The sequence below is a fragment of the Bradyrhizobium manausense genome, from assembly GCF_001440035.1.
Classification (GTDB): domain Bacteria; phylum Pseudomonadota; class Alphaproteobacteria; order Rhizobiales; family Xanthobacteraceae; genus Bradyrhizobium; species Bradyrhizobium manausense.
In genome coordinates this window covers 152,488-173,326 of the sequence record NZ_LJYG01000112.1, presented here as the reverse complement: position 1 = coordinate 173,326, position 20,839 = coordinate 152,488, and the positions used below count along the sequence as shown (strand labels likewise).

The 20,839-nt window shown below is 65.0% G+C and carries 18 protein-coding genes; 8 read left to right on the top strand and 10 right to left on the bottom strand.

The annotated features are described in order from the left end of the window. The first annotated feature begins 48 nt into the window (after positions 1-48). A complete protein-coding gene (locus AOQ71_RS37335) occupies positions 49-606 on the top strand; it encodes a hypothetical protein (RefSeq protein WP_057758021.1) in 558 nt (185 codons plus the stop codon). A 52-nt stretch (positions 607-658) separates the two neighbouring features. Beyond that, complete coding sequence (der, locus tag AOQ71_RS37330) at positions 659-2,041, top strand: ribosome biogenesis GTPase Der (protein WP_057758019.1); 1,383 nt, start codon at positions 659-661, stop codon at positions 2,039-2,041. A gap of 169 nt (positions 2,042-2,210) precedes the next feature. Here der and AOQ71_RS37325 read toward each other — a convergent pair whose 3' ends face one another. The 5 genes from AOQ71_RS37325 to radA form a co-directional block, all read right to left on the bottom strand. Then, positions 2,211-3,437: an ABC transporter substrate-binding protein gene (locus AOQ71_RS37325; RefSeq protein ID WP_057758017.1), complete on the bottom strand. Its 1,227-nt coding sequence runs from the start codon at positions 3,435-3,437 to the stop codon at positions 2,211-2,213. A 223-nt stretch (positions 3,438-3,660) separates the two neighbouring features. Next, positions 3,661-4,401: an SDR family NAD(P)-dependent oxidoreductase gene (locus AOQ71_RS37320; protein WP_057759022.1), complete on the bottom strand. Its 741-nt coding sequence runs from the start codon at positions 4,399-4,401 to the stop codon at positions 3,661-3,663. A gap of 176 nt (positions 4,402-4,577) precedes the next feature. After that, on the bottom strand, positions 4,578-6,089 hold the full coding sequence (gene purF / locus AOQ71_RS37315) for an amidophosphoribosyltransferase (RefSeq protein WP_057758015.1): 1,512 nt from the start codon (positions 6,087-6,089) through the stop codon (positions 4,578-4,580). A gap of 28 nt (positions 6,090-6,117) precedes the next feature. Next, positions 6,118-6,747 carry a CvpA family protein gene (locus tag AOQ71_RS37310; RefSeq protein WP_057758013.1) on the bottom strand — a complete coding sequence of 210 codons (630 nt, stop codon included), beginning with the start codon at positions 6,745-6,747 and terminating at the stop codon, positions 6,118-6,120. A 170-nt stretch (positions 6,748-6,917) separates the two neighbouring features. Continuing rightward, the gene (gene radA / locus AOQ71_RS37305; RefSeq protein WP_057758010.1) at positions 6,918-8,366 is read right to left on the bottom strand and encodes a DNA repair protein RadA; all 1,449 of its coding nucleotides are present in this window, start codon (positions 8,364-8,366) and stop codon (positions 6,918-6,920) included. Positions 8,367-8,697: 331 nt separating this feature from the next. Between radA and AOQ71_RS37300 the strand changes: the two genes are divergently transcribed. Both AOQ71_RS37300 and AOQ71_RS37295 read left to right on the top strand, forming a co-directional pair. After that, positions 8,698-9,867: an ABC transporter substrate-binding protein gene (locus AOQ71_RS37300; protein ID WP_057758009.1), complete on the top strand. Its 1,170-nt coding sequence runs from the start codon at positions 8,698-8,700 to the stop codon at positions 9,865-9,867. A gap of 4 nt (positions 9,868-9,871) precedes the next feature. Next, a complete protein-coding gene (locus AOQ71_RS37295; RefSeq protein WP_245317356.1) occupies positions 9,872-11,905 on the top strand; it encodes a putative bifunctional diguanylate cyclase/phosphodiesterase in 2,034 nt (677 codons plus the stop codon). 3 nt (positions 11,906-11,908) lie between these two features. Here the strand turns inward: AOQ71_RS37295 and AOQ71_RS37290 are convergent, their stop codons facing one another. Further along, positions 11,909-12,634 (bottom strand): sulfite exporter TauE/SafE family protein, encoded by a 726-nt coding sequence (locus AOQ71_RS37290; protein ID WP_057758007.1) that lies wholly within the window; start codon positions 12,632-12,634, stop codon positions 11,909-11,911. 292 nt (positions 12,635-12,926) lie between these two features. On the opposite strand from AOQ71_RS37290, the gene AOQ71_RS37285 reads away from it, so the two are divergent. Further along, positions 12,927-13,739, top strand: coding sequence for an SGNH/GDSL hydrolase family protein (locus tag AOQ71_RS37285; protein ID WP_057758005.1), 813 nt, complete (start codon positions 12,927-12,929; stop codon positions 13,737-13,739). A gap of 53 nt (positions 13,740-13,792) precedes the next feature. Here AOQ71_RS37285 and AOQ71_RS37280 read toward each other — a convergent pair whose 3' ends face one another. Further along, positions 13,793-14,563 (bottom strand): exodeoxyribonuclease III, encoded by a 771-nt coding sequence (locus tag AOQ71_RS37280; RefSeq protein ID WP_057758002.1) that lies wholly within the window; start codon positions 14,561-14,563, stop codon positions 13,793-13,795. Between the two features lie 40 nt (positions 14,564-14,603). Between AOQ71_RS37280 and AOQ71_RS37275 the strand changes: the two genes are divergently transcribed. Next, complete coding sequence (locus AOQ71_RS37275) at positions 14,604-14,822, top strand: cysteine rich repeat-containing protein (RefSeq protein WP_057758000.1); 219 nt, start codon at positions 14,604-14,606, stop codon at positions 14,820-14,822. 12 nt (positions 14,823-14,834) lie between these two features. Here AOQ71_RS37275 and alr read toward each other — a convergent pair whose 3' ends face one another. Beyond that, positions 14,835-16,112 (bottom strand): alanine racemase, encoded by a 1,278-nt coding sequence (gene alr / locus AOQ71_RS37270; RefSeq protein WP_057757998.1) that lies wholly within the window; start codon positions 16,110-16,112, stop codon positions 14,835-14,837. A 65-nt stretch (positions 16,113-16,177) separates the two neighbouring features. Continuing rightward, a complete protein-coding gene (locus AOQ71_RS37265) occupies positions 16,178-17,689 on the bottom strand; it encodes a replicative DNA helicase (RefSeq protein ID WP_057757996.1) in 1,512 nt (503 codons plus the stop codon). Between the two features lie 545 nt (positions 17,690-18,234). Between AOQ71_RS37265 and AOQ71_RS37260 the strand changes: the two genes are divergently transcribed. Beyond that, positions 18,235-18,441 carry a hypothetical protein gene (locus tag AOQ71_RS37260; RefSeq protein ID WP_057757994.1) on the top strand — a complete coding sequence of 69 codons (207 nt, stop codon included), beginning with the start codon at positions 18,235-18,237 and terminating at the stop codon, positions 18,439-18,441. A 3-nt stretch (positions 18,442-18,444) separates the two neighbouring features. Here AOQ71_RS37260 and AOQ71_RS37255 read toward each other — a convergent pair whose 3' ends face one another. Then, positions 18,445-19,695, bottom strand: coding sequence for a cyclopropane fatty acid synthase (locus tag AOQ71_RS37255; RefSeq protein WP_057757992.1), 1,251 nt, complete (start codon positions 19,693-19,695; stop codon positions 18,445-18,447). 276 nt (positions 19,696-19,971) lie between these two features. Between AOQ71_RS37255 and AOQ71_RS37250 the strand changes: the two genes are divergently transcribed. Continuing rightward, the coding region (locus tag AOQ71_RS37250; protein WP_057759019.1) for a hypothetical protein at positions 19,972-20,839 on the top strand (868 nt) is incomplete at its 3' end.

Here is a 20,839-nt window from a genome sequence, read left to right as displayed (position 1 = left end):
TGAGAGCAGCTGAGCTGACGGTCCTGAGAGCTTAGACGAGATATCGATATGCGCCGCACGCCACGTTTGATTGCAGTCGCCGTCCTGATCGCCTTCACGGGCCTCCTGGGCGGCTGCTCCAGCGGCGGATTCGATCCGAGCGACCTGATGGACTTCCTCGATACGAAGAAGAAGCTGCCGGGCGAGCGCAAGCCTGTTTTCCCCGAGGGCGTGCCTGGCCTCGAGCAGGGCGTGCCGAAGGAGATGTACAAGGGAGCGCAGCAGCAGGACCCGAATGCGCCTGCCGTCGCGGCGCTGCCGGCTGAGCCGGCGCCCGCCGAGCCGCCGAAATCCGCGAAGTCCGCCAAGGGCAAGAAGACCAGGCAGTCCGCCCCCAGCGCTGCTGCGCCGGCCGGCGAGGTCGACGGCGAGGTCCAGCCCGATGCGGCGCCGGCGCCCGCTGCTCCGGCACCCAAGCACAAGATCGTCCGCAAGCGCACCACCGCGCCGCCGCCGGACCAGCAATCCGCTCAGCAGCCGGCGCCACCGGCGCAGCAGACCACCCAGCAACAGCAGACGCAGGGAGCGTTCCCGGCTCCGCTGCCCAGCGGCGCTTTCTCGCGCTGATATTTTTTTCCCTGAATTGACAGGCGCAGCCTCCGCGGCGCACGAATGATCGATGTCCTTTACAATCGCCATCATCGGCCGGCCCAATGTCGGCAAATCGACGCTGTTCAACCGCCTGGTCGGACAGAAGCTCGCGCTCGTCGATGATCTGCCCGGCGTCACCCGCGACCGCCGCGAGGGTGAGGCCAGGCTCGGCGATCTCGAATTCACCATCATCGACACCGCCGGTCTCGACGAGGGCGCCAAGGGCTCGCTGACGGCGCGCATGCAGGAGCAGACCGAGACCGCAATCGCGCAGGCCGATGCGCTGTTCTTCGTGATCGATGCCCGCATCGGTCTCACGCCCACCGACCGCGCCTTCGCCGATTTCGCCCGCAAGGCCAACAAGCCGGTGCTGCTGGTCGCCAACAAAAGCGAAGGCAGGCATGGCGATGCCGGTGCGATGGAAGCCTTCGCGCTTGGCCTCGGCGATCCCATCCAGATCTCCGCCGAGCATGGCGAAGGCATGGGCGAGCTCTACGACGCGCTCGCCAAGCTGATGCCGGAGCCTGCCAGCGAGGATGAGGCCGAGGAGGACGAGCCGATCTCGGAGGAAGAGGCTGCGACGCGCCCGATCCGGGTGGCCATCGTCGGCCGTCCCAATGCCGGCAAGTCGACGCTGATCAACCACCTGCTCGGCGAGGAGCGTCTGTTGACGAGCCCGGAGGCCGGCACCACCCGCGATTCCATCGCAGTCGAGATCAACTGGAAGGGCCGCGAGTTCAGGGTGTTCGACACCGCAGGCCTTCGCCGGCGCTCGCGCATCGAGGAGAAGCTGGAGAAGCTCTCGGTCGCCGATGCACTGCGTGCGGTGCGCTTTGCCGAAGTCGTCGTGATGATGATGGATTCGCAGAATCGCTTCGAGGAGCAGGATCTGCGCATCGCCGACCTGATCGAGCGCGAGGGCCGCGCGGTCGTGCTTGCCGTCAACAAATGGGACCTGATGGAGACCAAGGGCGGCGGCGCCATCTCCGGTCTGCGCCGCGATGCCGATCATTGGCTGCCTCAGCTCAAGGGCGTGCCGATCGTGGCCGTCTCCGGCCTGATGGGCGAGGGCATCGACCGCCTGATGCAGGCGATCCAGGACGCCTATGCGCTCTGGAACAAACGCGTGCCGACCTCCGCGCTTAATCGCTGGTTCGAGCAGGCGATCCAGGCCAATCCGCCGCCCGCCGTGTCGGGCCGCCGGCTGAAGCTGAACTACATCACCCAGACCAAGGCGCGTCCGCCGAGCTTCGTCCTGTTCTGCTCGCGCGCGGATGCGGTGCCGCAATCTTATCTGCGCTATCTCATCAACTCGATGCGCGAGGCCTTCGACCTGCCGGGCACGCCGGTGCGCATCACCCTGCGCGAGAAGGCCAATCCGTTCGCCCACAAGCGCAAGCGTCCGTCGTGAGTGGCTGGGCAGTTTCCGAAATGAAGTGCCGTAGGGTAGGTTAGCCGCGCGGATGGCGCGAAGCGCAAACCGCGCGGCGTGACCCACCTCATTTCCGCGGAGACAGAAGAGGTGGGTTAAGCCAGCGGACTGCGCTTTGCGCAGCCGCCTGCTAACCCACCGTGCGAACTTATTTCTTTACCAGCGGGCAGTCGCTGGCTTCGAGCGGTTTGGCCGCATCCTCAGGCGCAATGGTGGCGATCAGCTTGTAATAATCCCACGGTCCTTTCGATTCCTCCGGCTTCTTCACCTCGAACAGATAGGCCGGGATCAGGCGACGGCCGTCGGCGCGCAGCGGGCCCTTGCCGAACAGCGGATCGTCCGTGGGCAGCTCCTTCATCTTGGCGACGACCTTGGCGCCGTCATGCGGATTGCCGCCGAGTGCCTCCATCGCCTTCAGGTAATGCAGGATCTCGGCATAGAGACCTGCGACCGTCATCGAGGGCATCGAGCCTTTCGGCGAAACCTTCTGGAAGCGCTTGGACCATTCGCGGGTCTGGTCGTTGAGATCCCAGTAGAAGGATTCGGTGAAGGTCAGGCCCTGGGCGGTCTTCAGGCCGAGCGAATGCACGTCGTTGATGAACAGCAGCAGCGCCGCGAGTTTCTGGCCGCCGGAGACGATGCCGAACTCGGCGGCCTGCTTGATCGCATTGGTGGTATCGCCGCCCGCATTGGCAAGGCCGATGATCTTTGCCTTCGACGACTGGGCCTGGAGCAGGAAGGAGGAGAAGTCCGCCGTGTTCAGCGGGTGCTTGACGCCACCCAGCACCTTGCCGCCCGTGGCCGTCACGACGGAGCCGGTGTCGCGCTCCAGCGCATGGCCGAACGCGTAGTCCGCGGTCAGGAAGAACCAGCTGTCACCGCCCGCCTTCGTCAGCGCCTTGCCGGTGCCGTTGGCGAGCATGTAGGTGTCGTAGGTGAAGGAGATGGTATTGGGCGTGCAGGCCTTGCCGGTGAGGTCTGCGGTCGCCGCACCCGAATTGAGCAGCACCGAGTTTCTTTCCTTGACGAGGTTGTTCACCGCGAGCGCAACGCCCGAGCTCGGCGTGTCGGCGATGGCGTCGACCTTCTCGGCGTCGATCCATTGCCGCGCGATGTTGACGCCGATATCGGGCTTGTTCTGGTGGTCGCCGGAGAGGACCTCGATGGTCCAGCCCTTGGCCTTCAGGCCGGAATCCTCGACTGCCATTTTCACGGCTGCGACCGAGTTCGGGCCGCCGATGTCGGCGTAGAGGCTCGACATGTCGTTGAGCACGCCGATCTTGATGGTCTTGTCCTGGGCGGACGCCGACGTCGCAAAGCCGAGGCCGGCACAGGTCAACAGCGCGGCGTAGCGCCACGCGCGCAAATTCCTCATTGTATTCCCTCCAAATGGTATGCCGGGACAGCCCTCTTTGATGGGGCTTTTGACCGTCGGCGCGATCGGTAATGATCGTGTTGTTCCCGATAGCGTGTCTCGGTGCTTGCGGCAATGCGCGAATCGTAGCGGTCAGGGCGCTCGGTTAACTCGGGCACCCTGGCACTGGCCTAAATTTCATCAATCCGTCGCGCGGCCGCGGGGTGGACCGACCATGCGTCGGTCAGGCCGGCGCGCGGAAGCTCATCAGGCTGCGCGTCTTGTAGTCATAGAACTTGCCGGTCTCGGTCCAATCAGGCGCGCACATCGGAACGATGAATTCGGCGACCTGCTCGGGCGTGTCGAGCGTTGCGGGATCCTCGCCCGGCATCAGGGTGGCGCGCATGCGGGTGCGGATCGGGCCGGGGTTGAACAGATTGACCCGGATTGCGGTGTTCGCGGTCTCCTGCGCCCAGGCGCGCGCCAGCGTCTCCAGGGCGGCCTTGGAGGCGGCGTAGGGGCTGACATAGGCGGTCGCCTTGTTGGCGGCGCCCGAGGTGATGAACACGGCGCGCCCCGCATTGGACTGCTTCAGCAGCGGCTCCATGCAGCGGATCAGCTGGAAGTTTGCGGAGACGTTGACGGCCATGACGTCGTTGAAGGTCTTCAGCTCGATATGCCCGATCGGCGAGGAGGGGCCGAGCACGCCGGCATTGCCGACCAGGACGTCGAGCTTGCCGTAGCGCTCGTGCAGTCCCGCGCCGAGCCGCGCGATGCCGTCGGAATCGGTCAGGTTGAGCGGCACCAGCGTGGCGCTGCCGCCGATTTTGCGGATCTCGTCATCGAGCTCCTCGAGCCCGCCTTGCGTGCGCGCAGTGGCCACGATATGCGCGCCGGCCTTGGCCAGCGCGAGCGCCGTGGCAAAACCGATGCCGCGCGAGGCGCCGGTGACGAGAGCGATGCGGTCGGCGAGGGGTTTGGTCATGGCGGCGGTATTGCAGAGGTGGGCGGTCGGCACAAGCCCGGGGCGCTGTCATTCCGGGGCGATGCGAAGCATCGAACCCGGAATCCAGAGGTTGCCAAACAATGTCGAGATCCTCAGGTGCGCAATTGCGCACCATAGTTCGCGCTATCGCGCGCCCCGGGATGACGGCTTCGCCGTCAGCTCGCCTCCGCCAGCAGCGACAGCTGCCGCGGTTGCGGCTCGGTCTGGGTCTGGTCGGTGAGGTGGGTCGGATAGACGCCGGTGAAGCAGTGATCAGCGAACTTCGGATTGGCGGGGTCGCGTCCGGGCTCGCCCATGGCGCGGTACATGCCGTCGATCGACAGGAAGGCGAGCGAGTCCGCGCCGATCAGCTCGCGCATCTCCTCCAGCGAATGCGTCGCGGCCAACAGGCCGCCGCGGTCGGGCAGGTCGATGCCGTAATAATCAGGGTAGAGGATCGGGGGCGAGGCGAGGCGGAAGTGCACTTCCTTGGCGCCGGCATCGCGCATCATGCGCACGATCTTCTTCGACGTGGTGCCGCGCACCAGGGAGTCGTCGATCAGGATGATGCGCTTGCCTTCGATCGCGGCGCGGTTGGCCGAGTGCTTCATGCGCACGCCGGATTCGCGGATCGCCTGCGTCGGCTGGATGAAGGTGCGGCCGACATAGTGGTTGCGGATGATGCCGAGCTCGAACGGCACGCCCGAATGCTGGCTGTAGCCGACCGCCGCGGGCACGCCGGAATCCGGCACCGGGACCACGACGTCGACAGGCACATGGCTCTCGCGCGCGAGCTGGGCGCCAAAGGCCTTGCGCACCTCGTAGACCGAGCGGCCGTGGACGACGGAGTCAGGACGCGAGAAGTAGATGTATTCGAAGATGCAGGGACGCGGCGCCATCGGCGGGAACGGCTTGTGGATGTCCTGGCCGTTCTCGTCGAACACGATGACTTCGCCGGGCTCGATGTCGCGCACGAAGCGCGCGCCGATGATGTCGAGCGCGCAGGTCTCGGACGTCAGGATCGGGCAGCCGTCGAGCTCGCCCAGCACCAGCGGGCGGATGCCACGCGGATCGCGCGCGCCGACCAGCTTCTTGTTGGTGAGCGAGACCAGCGCATAGGCGCCTTCGATCTCGCGCAGCGCATCGATATAGCGCTCGATGAAGCGGGCGCGCCTGGAGCGCGCCACCAGATGCAGGATCACCTCGGTGTCGGAGGTCGACTGCATCATGGCGCCGCTTCTGACGAGTTCGCGGCGCAGCGTCAGGCCGTTGGAGAGATTGCCATTGTGAGCGACCGCGAGCCCGCCCGCATTGAGCTCGGCGAACAGCGGCTGCACGTTGCGCAGGATGGTGGCGCCGGTGGTGGCGTAGCGGACGTGGCCGACCGCCACGGTGCCGGGGAGGCGGTCGATCACCTCGCGGCGGGAGAAGGTGTCGCCGACGAGACCGAGGCGCCGTTCACTGTGGAAACGGCTGCCGTCGTAGGAGACGATGCCCGCTGCTTCCTGGCCGCGGTGCTGGAGGGCGTGGAGGCCGAGCGCCGTGATGGCGGCGGCTTCAGGATGTCCGTAGATGCCGAAGACGCCGCATTCCTCGCGAACCGTGTCTCCGTCCAGGTCGTCCTGAAGCTCTAGCGCGGCGGAGCCGGGATCGCGTTCAGTGTGGGCGTCCTGGTCAGGGTGTCGCATCTCGTCCGCGCCTCTCTGTTAAGGGCAATCAACGCGCCGCAGGTTTCTCGATCAGCTTTTTCAGGCTGTCACGAGCCGGTTTGCTGTAGCCGTCGCCACTGCCCGAAGGCTGCTGCTCGGTATCAGCTTGATCATCATCTGGTTTGTTTTTCTTGAATCTCTTCAAGATGGTGTTCTCGGGGTCGTCAGGCAAGAGGGCCATCAGCCAATCCCCGGTTCCCTGGAGCACCACGCGGGACTTGGCCCCTGAGACCCAGTCCGGGCGCTGCTTGTCCGGCACCAGCCAGGTGAAGAACAGGAAGGCGACCACGACGATCAAAAGCCCGCGAGCCAGGCCAAACAGGAACCCCAGGGTGCGATCCAGCGCGCCGATGCGCGAATCCAGGATCATGTCGGAGATCCGGACCGTGATGACGGAGACCACGACCAAGGTACCGACAAACACGCCGGCGACCACCACCACGCTCGCGACGGTGTCGTTGTTGAAATAGGTCTTGGCGGTCGGCAGCAGCTTGGAAAACGAGTACAGCGTCACGATCGCCGCGGTGCCCCAGGCCGCGATCGAGAGGATTTCGCGCATGAAGCCGCGGACCATGGCGAGCAGGCCCGAGATCAGCATCACGCCGAGCAGGATCAGGTCGAGGAGTGTAACTGGCATCGGCTGGTCTGGTCCGCTCGTACGCTCTAAAGGGTGCTCAGCGAATCGGTGTTTGGCCGCCGCCCCAAACTGAAGGCCAGACGACGTTCCCGGCAAGGCCGCAACCACGCAATCCCATGCTGCTTTTGTGACGGCTGTATAGCGGCGGGGGCGCTTGGCGTCACCTCCAGCTAGCCGTCTCCGCGGCGGAATCTTGCCGGTGTGGCATTTTTCTCCGCAGGCGGGGCCGAGTCGCCGCGGCGGGAGCCCTTGGCGGCGATTTCTGCAACCAGGGTTGTGAGGCTGTTGACCGCGTTCAGGGTCAATCCGGCGTCACCGCTCGCTTCGCCCCCGCGGGCCGATTCGGGCAGCACCGCGCGCTTGAAGCCGAGCTTGGCCGCTTCCTTGAGCCTGGCAGGGGTCTGCGCCACCGGGCGGATCACGCCGGAGAGCGAAATCTCGCCGAAATAAACGGCATCGGTGGGTAGCTGCGCATTAACCAGCGACGACACCAGCGCCGCCGCGGCGGCCATATCGGCTGCCGGCTCGTGAATGCGCAGGCCGCCCGCGACGTTCAGATAGACGTCGTGGCCGGACAGCTTGACCCCGCAATGGGCCTCCAGCACCGCCAGCACCATCGAGAGCCGGCTCTGGTCCCAGCCGACCACGGCACGGCGTGGGGTACCGAGCGAGGTCGGCGCGACCAGTGCCTGCAATTCGACCAGGACGGGCCGCGTGCCCTCGATGCCCGCAAAGACTGCGGTGCCGGGCGTGCCGAGATCGCGCTCGGACAGGAACAGCTCGGAGGGGTTGGTGACCTCGCGCAGGCCAAGGCCCGTCATCTCGAACACGCCGATCTCGTCGGTCGGGCCGAAGCGGTTCTTGACGGCGCGCAGGATGCGGAATTGCTGCGAACCTTCCCCCTCGAACGACATCACGGCATCGACCATGTGCTCGACCACGCGGGGGCCGGCGATCTGGCCGTCCTTGGTGACGTGGCCGACCAGGATGATGGCAGCGCCCGTTTTCTTGGCAAAGCGAATGAGCGCCTGCGCCGACGCGCGCACCTGCGTGACCGTGCCGGGGGCGGATTCCACCGTATCGGTCCACATGGTCTGGATCGAGTCGATCACGATCAGCCGCGGCACCGTGCCTTCGGACAATGTCGAGACGATATCTTCCACCGAGGTCTCGGCCGCAAGCTGCACCGGCGCATCCGACAGACCGAGCCGCTCGGCGCGCAGCCGCACCTGGGCGATGGCTTCCTCGCCGGAGATATAGACGATGCGGTGGCCGGCGCGCGCCATCATGCTGGTCGCCTGCGTCAGCAGCGTCGATTTGCCGATGCCGGGATCGCCGCCGACCAGCAGCACCGAGCCGCGGACGAAGCCGCCGCCGGTGACGCGGTCGAGTTCTGTCATGCCCGACGACATGCGCGGCGCGTCCGGGCTTTTGCCGGCCAGGCTCTCCAGCGCAAAGGTCCGGCCCTTGCGCTTGGAACGGATCGAGACCGGCACGCTGCCGCTGGTATCTTCCTCGGCCAGCGTATTCCACTCGCCGCAGGACTCGCACTTGCCCTGCCAGCGATTATAGGCCGCGCCGCAGTTCTGGCAGACGAAGGAAAGCGTGTTCTTGGCCATGGGTATGGTGAGTCGGAGGTTACCAATGCGCTGATAGCACGGAACGGTGGGTAGCGCGGGCGTCCGTGAGCGCTTCCAATAGAGCATGATCCGGAAAAGTGTGAAGCGGTTTTCCCTCGCGACATCAGCGGAAACGCGTTTGCGCGGAGCTCATGCTCAAACAAAGAGCTAAAGCGTGATGACGATTCAACCCAATCCCATCGCGCTTGAGCCGAATTCCGCGCAGCCGATACACCCTTTGTTAGCTCTACACCGACGCGTCACGCCGGACTTTGCCAAATGTTAGCGGACGCGGGTCCAGCGTCGGAACCAAGACGGGGTGGCGGAACGAATGACGATAATCTTGCGTATATGGCTCGCTATGAGCATCGCCTGCGGTGTTCTTGCGCCCGGCGGCTACGCTGTTGCGGCCGATGCCACACCGCTCAACATCGTCTTCGTAAGCCCCGGCAAGATCGGCGAGATCTATTGGGACATGGTCGCGCAGACCATGCAGGCCGCCGGCCGCAAGCTTAACGCCAAGGTCGAGGTGCTGACCAGCGAGCGCAATTACCGCACCATGCAGGAGCTCGGCCTCGGCGTGGTCGCGCGCGCCGATAAGCCCGACTTCCTCATTCTCTCGAACGAAGAGTCTGCCGCCGTTCCGATCCTGGAGGCCGCCGAAGCCGCGGGCATCAAGACGCTGTTGCTGTCGAACTCGTTGATCGGCGAGGATGCGAAACGTCTTGGACCGCCGCGCCAGATTCTCAAGAATTGGCTCGGCGATATCACGACCGATCTGACGACCGCGGGCGCGCGGATGGCCAACGCACTGATCGGCGCGGCCCGCAACGAAAAATGGCAGAGCCCCGACGGCAAGATCCATCTGCTCGCGATCGGCGGCGACGAAATCACGCCGGCGTCGATCGCCCGCAATGCTGGCCTGCAGCTCGCGGTCGCGGCCGCGCCCGACGTGGTGCTGGATCGGATGCTGTTCGCCAACTGGACGCAGTCGGAGGCGGAGCAGGCCGCTGCGAATTATCTCGGCTGGGCGCAGCGCAAGGGCATTCGTCCAGCAGGGATCTGGGCAGGCAACGACCCGATGGCGCTGGGCGCGCTTAAGGCGGTCGCGGCCGCCGGCATTACGCCGGGCGAACAAATTCAGGTGGTCGGCCTCAACTGGTCGGAGGACGCGCTGCGCCAAATCAAGGCTGGCCGCCTGCTGCTGACCGATGGCGGCCACTTCCTGCTTGGCGGCTGGTCGATCGTGCTGCTGCGCGACTTTGCCGACGGTTGCGATTTCGCGGCCAATTCGCCGCATATCGAGGTCAAGACGTCGGCGATCACGCGCGACAATCTCACCTCCGTCGCGACGCTGATCGCCACGCGCGCCTTCGACCAGATTGACTTTGCGCAGTTCAGGGCCAAGGCAGGACGTTGCGGCCAATACGATTTCTCCGTGGAGGCTCTGATCTCCTCGATATCGCCGCCAGCGGCGCCGGTGAATGATGCGGGACGCTGACCGGATGAACGGTTCGAACAAGCCCGCACCATCGCGCTCGGTCGTTCGCGCGATGATCTGGGCGACCGTGCCCGTGCTGCTGCTGGTGCAGCTGCTCGCTTCGGCCGGCGTCGAGGTCTCGAGCTTCTGGGTGCAGATCAGGCAACTCGATGCCCGCATTGCCCGCGTCGCCGAGAGCCGCGCCGAGCTGATCGCCGAGCCGCTGTGGAAGATGCGCTACGACCAGGTCACGGGCGTGCTCAACGAGATCATGCACGACGAGACCATCGCCGCTGCCGCGGTCTACGATGACACCGGCGTCGTGGTCGCCCGTGTGGTGGCGCGGCCCGTGGTACAGGCGCTCGCGGAAGTCTCGCGGCCGATCAACTACAGCAACGGCAACATGGCCGTTCAGGCCGGTCGCATCGCGATCGCCTATTCCTACGCGAGCCTCTATATGGGCGCCGGCAGCAGGCTGGGGCTGCTTCTCGTCGTCGGACTGCTCGGAACGCTTGCGACCGTGATCGCGATGCGGATCTCCGCCAACATCTTCATCGGCAAGCCTCTGGCTGCGATGATGTCGGCGATCCAGCGCAGCAAGCAGGACGGCCGCGCTTATCCGGCCGACGTCAAATCATCCAACGAATTCGGCCAGCTCGCGATTGCCTTCAACGCGATGCAGCACACGACATCCAGCGCGCTCGACCGGCTCGGCCATATGGCCGATCACGATCCGCTCACGGGGCTGCCCAACCGTCGCTCGCTATCCGAGCGTCTGGCGACCTTGAGCAGGGATGCCGGCTCGCCGGACGCGCTGATCGCTTTCAGCTTCATCGATCTCGACGACTTCAAGGGCATCAACGACACCTTTGGTCACGATGCCGGCGACAAGTTCCTGATCCATATCTCCGAGCGGCTTCGTGGCACGGTCGAGCTGGAGGATTGGGTGGCGCGGCTCGGCGGCGACGAGTTCGTGGTCATTCGCCCTGAAGTCAGCAACGAGGCGGCCGCACAGGCTTTCGCGCGGCAATTGCTGGAGGCGATCTCCGCGCCGATCATGCTGCATGACAAGCAGGTCGTGCCGCGCGCCAGCATCGGCTTGGCCGTGCGCCATGCCGGCGATCCCGAATTGTCGCACTTGCCGGCGCTCGCCGACATCGCGCTCTACCACGCCAAGAGCAAGGCGCCCGGCACTGTCGCGGTGCTGGATGAAGCGCTTCAACACGATTATCGCCGCCGCAGGGAGCTGGAGCTTGCCATTCCCTCCGGCTTCTCCGAGGGACAGTTCGAGGTCTGGTATCAGAGCCAGGTCGACCTCGAGACCCAGGACGTCATCGGCCTGGAGGCGCTCATTCGCTGGCGTCACCGGGAGCACGGCGTGATCAACCCCGGTGAATTCCTGCCGCTGATCGAGCGCAGCGGCAACAATGCCCGTCTGACGCGCTACGTGCTGACCGACGCCTGCCGTGCGCTGCAACGCCTTGCGGCTGCCGGCACGCCGCAGATACGGATCGCGATCAATTTGCCGCCGTCCGAGCTTGCCGACCATTCGCTCGCCGCCTGCTTGCGCGAGACTTGCGAGCGGTTCGGTGTCACGCCCTCGTCGCTCGAGCTCGAGATCACCGAGGGCTCGTTGATCAACAACATTGCCAGCGCATCCGACACGTTGCGCCGGCTGCGGCGCCTCGGCGCCACCATCGCACTCGACGATTTCGGCACGGGCTACAGCTCGCTTGCGCATCTCAGGCGCTTTCCGCTCGACAAGGTCAAGATCGACAAGGCGTTCATCCACGAAATCCCTGCAAGCGCCGAGGACAAGGCCATCGTCGGCGTCATCGCCTCGCTCGCGGGCACGCTGGGGCTCACCTTGGTTGCGGAAGGCATCGAGCGGGCCGAGCAGGTGCAGGCCATGCGCGAGATGGGCGTGAGGCTCGGCCAGGGCTTCCTGTTCCACAAGCCGCAGCCGCTCGATGCGGTGCTGCGCCAGCTTGCAGAACGCGGCGTCGAAGGTCGCGTGCTGGTCGACAGCCCGCCGATCGCGCCCGAGTTCGCGGTTTGAGCGCTACGGCCGCGTCGCATTCCAGAGCATCGAAAGCCCGGCTGCGATCATGATCGCATCCATCACCAGGCGAAACATTTCCGGCTTGAGGTGCAGCACGAAGCGCTTGGCGACGAAGGCGCCTGCCATCAGCGAGGAACCTGCGATCAGGCCCTTGATGAAGACCTCCTGCGTCAACGCGCCGAAGCGCTCGAACGTGACCGATTTGGCGAAATAGAGCCCGAGCGAGGCGGCGGCTTCGGTCGCGAGAAATGCGCCTTTGGAGAGACCGTAGAACAGGAACAGGGGCACGCTGAGCGGACCGGTCGAGACCACGATGCCTGTGAGATAGCCGATGATCGCGCCGCCGACGCAGAGGTGCCAGAGATTGGCCTTGAGGTCGTGCCGTGCCAGCCAGTGCCGCACCGGAACCATCGCGATCAGGAAGATGCCGATGGCGAGGTCGACGGCGTGCGAGGGCAGGGCGAGCAGCGTCCGCGCGCCCAGCATCGCGGCCGGAATGCCCGTGACCGAATAGGCCATGCAGGCCCGCCAATCGACCTCGCGCCACCACGCCAGAATCCGCGAAAAGTTCGCCATCACGGAAGCAACCGCCATGATCGGCACGGCCTCCTTCGGCCCGTAGGCATAGACCAGCACCGGCATCAGCATGATCGACGAGCCCGTGCCGACGATGCCGGAAATGGTGCCTGCGATCAGGCCGACACAGAGGACAAAGAGGAAGGCCACGGGGCGGGCTCCGGGAACCGGGACATCGACGGATTCCCGATCGGGCACGCTGCTCGCAGCGCACGGGGAGTTCGTCCATGATGGCATTCTGCCAGTGTTTTGCCCGACAAGTCAAACGTAATTTCGGAATAACAGTAGGGCTTGGATTCAGCCGAGCCGCCTACTGTGCATGGGGTTGTTTTCATGACTTTGTTGGGTGGCGCGCAGCACGCATATCTGCCCGCACGCCCGTCCCCTTGAGGCTGGCTGGGAAAGCTGATTTGGTTCCGGGCCAAAGACAAGGGAGGAAGCCATGAAGCGTCTTTCGGCGCGAGTGATGCTCGCAATGTGCTTGGCCGTTGCGGCCGGCTTCAATGCGCAAGCGCAGACCAAGCCGAAGGTCACGACGCTCGGGCCGAACTTTCCCAAGGCCACGCTGTTCGTCGGCAACAGCTTTTTCTATTACAACAACGGTATGCCGGGGCGCCTCTCCCTCATGGAGCGGGCCATCGATACCGACAAGATGGCCTATCGCAACACCATGGTCACGATCGGCGGCTCCGGCCTCGATTGGCACGACATGGACAATCTGCTGCGGCCGGGAGGCCTCGGCGCCTATTCCTTCGACGACGACAACAATGTCGTCTTCAACAAGCCTGGCAAGCAGTACGACACGGTCGTGATGATGGATTGCAGCCAGTGCCCCATCCATCCGCAGCTGAAGGACGCCTTCACCACCTTCGCCAAGAAGGACAGCGAGATCGTCCGCGCCCATGGCATGCGGCCGGTGCTGTTCATGTCCTGGGCCTATCTCGACAAGCCCGAGATGACGGACGGGCTGGCCGAGGCCTATACCATCGCCGGCAATGCCAATGATGCGCTGGTCATTCCTGCGGGCCTCGCTTTCGCGCGCGTGCGCAAGCTGCAGCCGGAGCTCAACCTCTATGCGCCGGACCGGCGGCATCCGAGCCCGGCCGGCACCTATCTCGCCGCCTGCGTCACGCTCGCCGCGCTGACGGGACGTTCGCCGGTTGGGAATTCCTACACGATGGGGATCGATCCGGAGACTGTGCAGCTGCTGCAGACGGCGGCGTGGGACACGGTGCAGGAGTATTACGGGCGGTGACTTAGTAGGGTGGATTAGCGTAGCGTAATCCACCGCTGTTCGCGTCACCTCGCTTATTTCAGCACCACCCACGCCGGCGCGTGATCGCTCGCACCTTCTTCGCCGCGAACCTTCTTGTCGACGCCGGCCTTGGCCAGGCGTGGGACGAGGGCAGGGCTCAGCAGCAGATGATCGAGCCGCAGGCCCGCATCGCGCGGCCAGCGGTTCCGCTTGTAGTCCCAGAAGCTGTAGATGCGCTCCTCCCCATGCAGCTCGCGGATTGCATCGCACCAGCCCTGTTCGACCAGCGAGGCGAAGGCCGCGCGGCTCTCCGGCTGGACCAGCGCATCCTTGTCCCATGAGCGCGTCGGATAGATGTCGATCTCGGTGGGCGCGACATTGTAGTCGCCGGCGAGCACCACGGGCAGATCCTGCTTGAGGAAGGTCTTGGCGTGGCGCCTCAGCCGCGCGAACCAGTCGAGCTTGTAGTCGAATTTCGGGCCCGGCTGCGGATTGCCGTTCGGCAGGTAGATGCTGGTGACGATGATGCCGCGCACGGCAGCCTCGATGTAGCGCGCCTCGTGATCATCAGGTCGTCCCGGCAGGCGGTCGCGCGTCAGCACGGGCTCGGTGTTGCGGGCGAGGATGGCGACGCCGTTCCAGGTCTTTTGTCCACGCCAAACTGCGCCGTAGCCGGCTTTTTCGATCGCTTCCGCCGGAAATTCGCCATCACTTGCCTTCAATTCCTGAAGCGCGACGACATCGGGCTTTGCCGCGCGCATCCATGCGAGCAGATTGGGCAGGCGGCGATTGATGTTGTTGATGTTGAATGTCGCAATCTTCATGTAGAGCTACCGGCTCCTGAATTCCGTCACCGGAGATACAATGTCCAAGTTGAGCTTTGCCGCCATCGCATTCGTCGTCGCACTCTCCGGCGCCACTTCGGCACAATCGGCCGATACGCGCGGCGCATGCAAGGCGGACTACGACAAATTCTGCGCCGGCATCGCGCCCGGCGGCGGCATCGTGGCCTGCCTCAATGGCAAGCGCGATCAGCTCAGCACGACTTGCAAGGCCGCACTGGACAGCAGGAAGAAGAAGTAAGCGGCTGACGCCTCAGCTCGGCAGTGGCGGCGGGCTTGCCGGCTGCTCAAGCGGCGGCGGGGAGGGCGGCTGCTCGGCCGCCTTCGCGGGCTCCGGCTTCACCAGCGGCTCGACCACTTTGCCGCCCTTGTAGACGCGGGCGTAGCGGCGTCCGAGGCTGGTCAGCACCTCATAGCCGATCGTGCCGAAATGATGGGCGAGCTCGTCGACGGTGATGCCCTCTCCGATCAGCGTCACCATATGGCCGCGGCGCGCTGCGTTCGGCGGCAGATCGGTGATGTCGATCGCGATCAGGTCCATCGAGATGCGCCCCGCGACCGGGCAGCGCTTGCCGGCGACGATCACCTCCGCGCCGCGCGTGCCGTCATTGGAGCTGGCGGCGCGGAAATAGCCGTCGGCATAGCCCACCGCGATGATCGCGAGTTTCGTCGGCCGCCGTGCCGACCAGGTGCCGCCATAGCCGACGGTCTCACCGCGCTCGATCGAGCGGGTCTGCACGATGCGCGCCTTGAGGTCGACGACCGGCTGCATCGGATTGTCGGCCTCCGGTGTCGGATTGACGCCGTAGAGCGCGGCGCCCGGCCGCACCAGGTCGAACTGGAACGGCGCGCCGAGGAAGATGCCGGAGGAATTGGCGAGCGCCGCCGGCACGCCGGAGAATTCGCTGGCGATCGCGCGGAAGGCCGCGAGCTGTTTTGCGTTGATCGTATTGTTGAGCTGCTCGGCCGACACCAGATGGCTCATCACCAGCGTGATGCCGTGATCGCCGGCATTGATGCGGGGGATGATGGCCTGCGCCTCCGACAGCGTCAGCCCGAGCCGGTTCATGCCGGTGTCGATATGGATGGCGGCGCCGCCGGACCAGCCGGTGCGGCGGCAGAACACGTCCCATTCGGCGAGCTCGTTGAGGTCGCCGATGACGGGACGGCAATTGATCTTGGCGTAGTGCTCGCCGGTGTTCTGGAAATAGCCGCCGAGCACGTAGATGGTGGCGTCGGGCACCGCTGCGCGCGCCGTGCGGGCCTCCTCGATGGTGGCGACGAAGAAGGTCTTGCAGCCGGCCCTGTTGAGCGCCTGCGCCACCTGCGCGGTGCCGCAGCCATAGGCGTCGGCCTTGATCACCGCGGAGCACTCGGCCGGTACCGCCGTCTTCTCGAGCTTGCGCCAGTTGGCGACGATGGCGTCGAGGTCGATGGTGAGCACGCCGCCATAGGCAGCGAGCGCGGCAGCCTGATCGGCCTCCGCGGAGAGAAGGCCGGATTGCGGGATCATGTTCGGGTCGGACACCATTGTCATGGCGTCGTTTTACGCGAAGAGGCAGATACTGTTCAAGGAACTCTGCCGGTTCAAGGAACTCAGTAGTCGTCGCCGCCGCGAGCCGGCACCTGACTGTCCGGGGCAAGATCGCCGAACCTCGTGACCGAAGCTTCGAACGCCAAATCGACGGTGCCGGTCGGGCCGTGGCGCTGCTTGCCGATGATGACCTCGGCTTTTCCGTGCGCAAGGCTCATGTCGAGCTGCCACTTCTCGTGTTCCGGCGTGCCGGGGCGGGGCTCCTTCATCGCGAGGTAATATTCCTCGCGGTACACGAACAGGACGACGTCGGCGTCCTGTTCGATTGATCCGGATTCACGCAAATCCGAGAGCTGCGGCCGTTTGTCGTCGCGGGATTCGACCTGGCGTGAGAGCTGGGACAGCGCGATGACGGGAACATTGAGTTCCTTGGCGAGTGCCTTCAGGCTGGTCGTGATCTCCGTGATTTCCTGCACGCGACTGTCGCTGGCGCGCTTGCTCGAGCCTGACAGCAGCTGGATGTAGTCGATCACGAGCAGGTCGAGGCCCTTCTGCCGCTTCAGCCGGCGCGCGCGCGCCATCAGCTGCGCGATCGACAGGCCACCGGTCGCGTCGACATAGAACGGCAGCGATTGCAGCTCGATCGAGACCTCCCGGATCTTCTCGAAATCGGCTTCCGAGATGCCGCCGCGGCGGATGTGGGAGGAGGGAACGCCGGTGCGCTCGGCCACGATACGCGTGGCGAGCTGGTCGGCCGACATTTCGCAGGAGAAGAATCCGATGACGCCGCCATTGGCGGCCTTGGTGGTGCCGTCGGCCTGGAGCTCCGGAACGTAGGCCTTGGCGACGTTGTAGGCGATGTTGGTCGCCAGCGAGGTCTTGCCCATGCCGGGACGGCCCGCGACGATGATGAGGTCGGATTGCTGCAATCCGCCCATCTTGGTGTCGAGGTCGCGCATGCCCGTCGAGATGCCGGACAGCTTTCCGTCGCGCTGGAACGCCTTGGCCGCGAGGTCGACCGCGACCGCGAGCGCCTGCGAGAATTTCTGGAAGCCGCCGTCGTAGCGGCCGGACTCGGCAAGCTCGTAGAGCTTTCGCTCGGCGTCCTCGATCTGGGCTCGCGGCTGGAAGTCGACCGGGGCATCATAGGCGACATTGACCATGTCCTCGCCGATGCCGATCAGGTCGCGGCGCAAGGAAAGGTCGTAGACCGTGCGCCCATAATCCTGGGCGTTGATGATGGTGGTCGCTTCGGCCGCAAGCCGCGCCAGATATTGGCCGATGGTCATGCCGCCGACGTCGGTGTCCGCGGGCAGGAACGTCTTCAGCGTGACGGGCGTGGCGATCTTACCCATCCGAATCAGGCTGCCGGCGGTCTCGAAAATGGTCTGGTGCAACGGCTCGAAGAAATGCTTCGCCTCCAGGAAGTCGGAGACCCGGTAGAAGGCGTCGTTGTTGACCAGGATCGCGCCCAGAAGGCTCTGTTCCGCCTCGATATTGTGCGGCGCGCTCCGATAGGCTGGCGTTCCGGGCTCGGGCGCAAGTTTGAGGACGTTCGAATCAGTCAGGGCCATGGTCGAGCGATAGCAAGTTTCTGCGGCGGATGCGGGGCCGGGATAAAGCGCCGCTCCAGGCCAAAGCGGAAGCTAAAACTTCGTCACTATCAACCGATCTTAAAAGCGGTGGATGATTGGCGGCCTCTTCATTCGCCGCGCTTGACGGATTTTCACGGAACTCAAGGCCGGACCGGAAGCGGCCGCGACCACGCCACGGAAAAATCCGGATAGGGTGAACCTAATGAATTGAGGTGCAGACCTATTTGAAAGCGCGCGAAGCGGTGCGCGGGCGCTTTCCGGCGCGGGATCAGACCAGCAGGAGATAAACCAGCGCCACCAGGGCCGCGCCGACGCCGGTCGCGATCAGGGCGTAGTCGGTGCGGAGATCGTGCTGGACGTCGAATGAGGTTTGGGTCTGCTTTCTCATGGTGACGGTCTAGGCCAGCTCCGACCTCGGGAATGTGAAGCAGATCACACCTCTCCGGATTCTTTCGGGGGTAGGCAGGGAACAGGCGGGTGGGCCGGGGATTATCCCGAACCCCTCACGGGAAACGAGGCAAGCGATGCCGCCAGAACGGCAGCACCAGGATTGGCGAAGCGAGACAGGCAGCCGGCTGTGGCTGACCGGGCTGATCGCCGCCATGCAGCACGCCGAGCGGCCGGAGATCCGGCGCCAGCCGGTCGCACCTGAGATCATCGTCGAGCTGAGGGCGCAATTGGCGTTGGCAGCCTCTTACCGCGCCTCCCAGATCTCGACCCTGCGTCACTAGAACCTATTCACCAGCGAGCCTCAACTTCGGCTTGGCGCCGCCCTCGAGGGCGCGCAGCCGGGCTTCCTCGTGGGCGATATAGTCGCGGGTCATCGGCACCACGCCCTGGTGCTTGGTCAGCTGGATCTGGAAGTTCATCATGCCCTGCTTGCGAAAGGTCATCTCGCTGGCTGCGAGATAAAATTCCCACATCAGCGCGAAGCGCTCGTCGTATAGCTGCACGGCTTCCTCGCGCCGCGCCATGAAGCGCTCCCGCCAGGCCTTCAGCGTCTCGGCGTAGTGCAGCCGCAGGATCTCGATGTCGCAGACCAATAGCCCGGCGTTCTCGATCGCGGGCAGCACCTCCGAGAGTGAGGGGATGTAGCCGCCGGGGAAGATGTATTTGGCAATCCAGGGATTGGTCGAATCCGGTCCCTGCGAGCGGCCGATCGAATGCAGCAACATGACGCCGTCATCGCTGAGCAGCTCGGCGCAGCGCTGGAAATAAGTTTCGTAGAACCTTGCCCCGACATGCTCGAACATGCCGACCGACACGATGCGGTCGAATGGCCCCGGGATGTCGCGATAGTCCTGAAGCAGGAAGCGCGCCCGATGCGTCAGACCCTTCTCGGCGGCGCGCGTATTGGCAATCTGCAACTGCTCCGTTGACAGCGTCACGCCGGTCACGTCGGCGCCTGCGATCTCGGCCAGATAGAGGCCGAGCCCGCCCCAGCCCGATCCGATGTCGAGCACGCGCTGGCCGGGTCTGACCAGCAGCTTTGCGCTGACATGCCGCTTCTTGGCGAGCTGCGCGTCGTCGAGCGTGGCGTCCGGCGTCTCGAAATAGGCGCAGCTATATTGCTTGTCGGCGTCGAGGAAGAGCGAATAAAGCCGCGCGTCGAGATCGTAATGATGCGCGACATTGCGGCGCGAGCGCGCCCGCGCATTGAACTGTCTGATATGTCGGACGAGATAGCGCAGGTGCCACCAGGGTTTTGCCCAGTGAGGCAACAGTTCGGGTTGATCGAGCAGGATGGCGAGGACATCGGCGATGTTGCCGCGCTCGACGAGGAATTCCCCGTTCATATAGGCCTCGCCAAGCCCGAGTTCGGGATTGATGAGGATCTTTCGCTCTGCGTCTGATGTCACGAAGCGCACGGCAATCGGATTGCCCGTGCCGCCGCCGACCGTGAATTTCGATCCATTTGCCGTGGTCACCGTCAGCGACCCCCGGCGAATGAATTGCGACAGGAAGCTACGCAACAAGCGGTCCATCCACACCTTCCTCTCGAGCGGACAAGAGATGCGACTAACCCGGCCTTTCAATTCTGACGCTCAGGTCCCGCTCGGGTTCCTATGCGTTTGCATCTAAATCTGGGGAGGGCGTTTGGGTCCCGCCATTGCGTCATGTTCACGGCAGATATTCCTAAGGCGCTTAACCCCAACCTTGCGCCGCAGCCTGCTTCCATTCGCAGCGCAATCGGCTAAAAGGTGACCGCCGCCGCGCCGGGGGCCGGCCGTATCTGTCGGATTTCAATGGAGATGATGGGAATGTCGAGCCGAGCGCTCAGCCTCGCCACGGTGCTGTTTCTGATTGGCTTCGGCGCCTCCGATGCCGTTCTGGCGCAGGCGACGAACCTCGAGGCCGGCAAGGCCCCATCCCAGATCTTCGCGCAGACTTGCAATGCCTGCCACAAGAGCCCGCGGGGGCTGTTGAAGACGGTGGCGCCGGGCTCGCTGCCGGGCTTCCTGCGTCAACACTACACCACCAGCCCCGACATGGCCGGCGTGCTGGCCTCCTACCTCGTCTCCAACGGTGCCACCGACGCCCGCTATCAATCCAAGGACGGCGGCAAGGACAAGAAGGACGCCTCGAAGGAGAAGGACGCCAACACGCCCCCTGGACAGTCGCCTGAGCATCAGGGCCGACGGCAGCGTCAGGAAGCCGCCAAGCCGGAAGGCGAGGGCGCTTCTACCCCGGCGCCTGAGGGCCGCCAGAAGCGCGCGGCGCGGCCGAGCGAGGAAGGTGCCAAGGAAGGCACCAAGGAAGGCACCAAGGAAGGCGCGAAGCCCGAGGCCGCCGCCGAACAACCGCGGGAGGGCCGCAAGGGCAAGCGCATGAGCAAGCGCGCCAAACCGGAGACGGAAGACGCCGCCGCGCCGAAGGTCGATGCCAAGACCGAACCCAAAACTGAACCGAAGACCGAGCCAAAGAGCGAGAGCGCCAAGGTCGATACCGAGTCCAAGCCCGACAGCGGCAAGCCCGCCGAGAAGCCGGCAGAGACCAGGCCTGAGAGCGCCAAGGTCGAGCCGAGCGCCAGCGAGACGCCGGCGTTGCGCCCCGATCCGGTGCCGCAGGTGACGCCGGCTCCGCCGGCGGCCGCCAAGCCGGCCGAACCGGCTGCGCCCAAGCCCGCGG

Excerpts from the sequence above, each read along its gene's own strand:
- AOQ71_RS37255 (WP_057757992.1), bottom strand. The coding sequence starts at position 19,695 with ATGGACCGCTTGTTGCGTAGCTTCCTGTCGCAATTCATTCGCCGGGGG.
- AOQ71_RS37285 (WP_057758005.1), top strand. The coding sequence starts at position 12,927 with ATGAAGCGTCTTTCGGCGCGAGTGATGCTCGCAATGTGCTTGGCCGTT.
- AOQ71_RS37280 (WP_057758002.1), bottom strand. The coding sequence starts at position 14,563 with ATGAAGATTGCGACATTCAACATCAACAACATCAATCGCCGCCTGCCC.
- AOQ71_RS37275 (WP_057758000.1), top strand. The coding sequence starts at position 14,604 with ATGTCCAAGTTGAGCTTTGCCGCCATCGCATTCGTCGTCGCACTCTCC.
- AOQ71_RS37320 (WP_057759022.1), bottom strand. The coding sequence starts at position 4,401 with ATGACCAAACCCCTCGCCGACCGCATCGCTCTCGTCACCGGCGCCTCG.
- AOQ71_RS37260 (WP_057757994.1), top strand. The coding sequence starts at position 18,235 with ATGCCGCCAGAACGGCAGCACCAGGATTGGCGAAGCGAGACAGGCAGC.
- AOQ71_RS37310 (WP_057758013.1), bottom strand. The coding sequence starts at position 6,747 with ATGCCAGTTACACTCCTCGACCTGATCCTGCTCGGCGTGATGCTGATC.
- AOQ71_RS37295 (WP_245317356.1), top strand. The coding sequence starts at position 9,872 with ATGAACGGTTCGAACAAGCCCGCACCATCGCGCTCGGTCGTTCGCGCG.
- AOQ71_RS37325 (WP_057758017.1), bottom strand. The coding sequence starts at position 3,437 with ATGAGGAATTTGCGCGCGTGGCGCTACGCCGCGCTGTTGACCTGTGCC.
- purF (WP_057758015.1), bottom strand. The coding sequence starts at position 6,089 with ATGCGACACCCTGACCAGGACGCCCACACTGAACGCGATCCCGGCTCC.
- der (WP_057758019.1), top strand. The coding sequence starts at position 659 with ATGTCCTTTACAATCGCCATCATCGGCCGGCCCAATGTCGGCAAATCG.
- AOQ71_RS37300 (WP_057758009.1), top strand. The coding sequence starts at position 8,698 with ATGACGATAATCTTGCGTATATGGCTCGCTATGAGCATCGCCTGCGGT.
- AOQ71_RS37335 (WP_057758021.1), top strand. The coding sequence starts at position 49 with ATGCGCCGCACGCCACGTTTGATTGCAGTCGCCGTCCTGATCGCCTTC.
- alr (WP_057757998.1), bottom strand. The coding sequence starts at position 16,112 with ATGGTGTCCGACCCGAACATGATCCCGCAATCCGGCCTTCTCTCCGCG.
- AOQ71_RS37265 (WP_057757996.1), bottom strand. The coding sequence starts at position 17,689 with ATGGCCCTGACTGATTCGAACGTCCTCAAACTTGCGCCCGAGCCCGGA.
- radA (WP_057758010.1), bottom strand. The coding sequence starts at position 8,366 with ATGGCCAAGAACACGCTTTCCTTCGTCTGCCAGAACTGCGGCGCGGCC.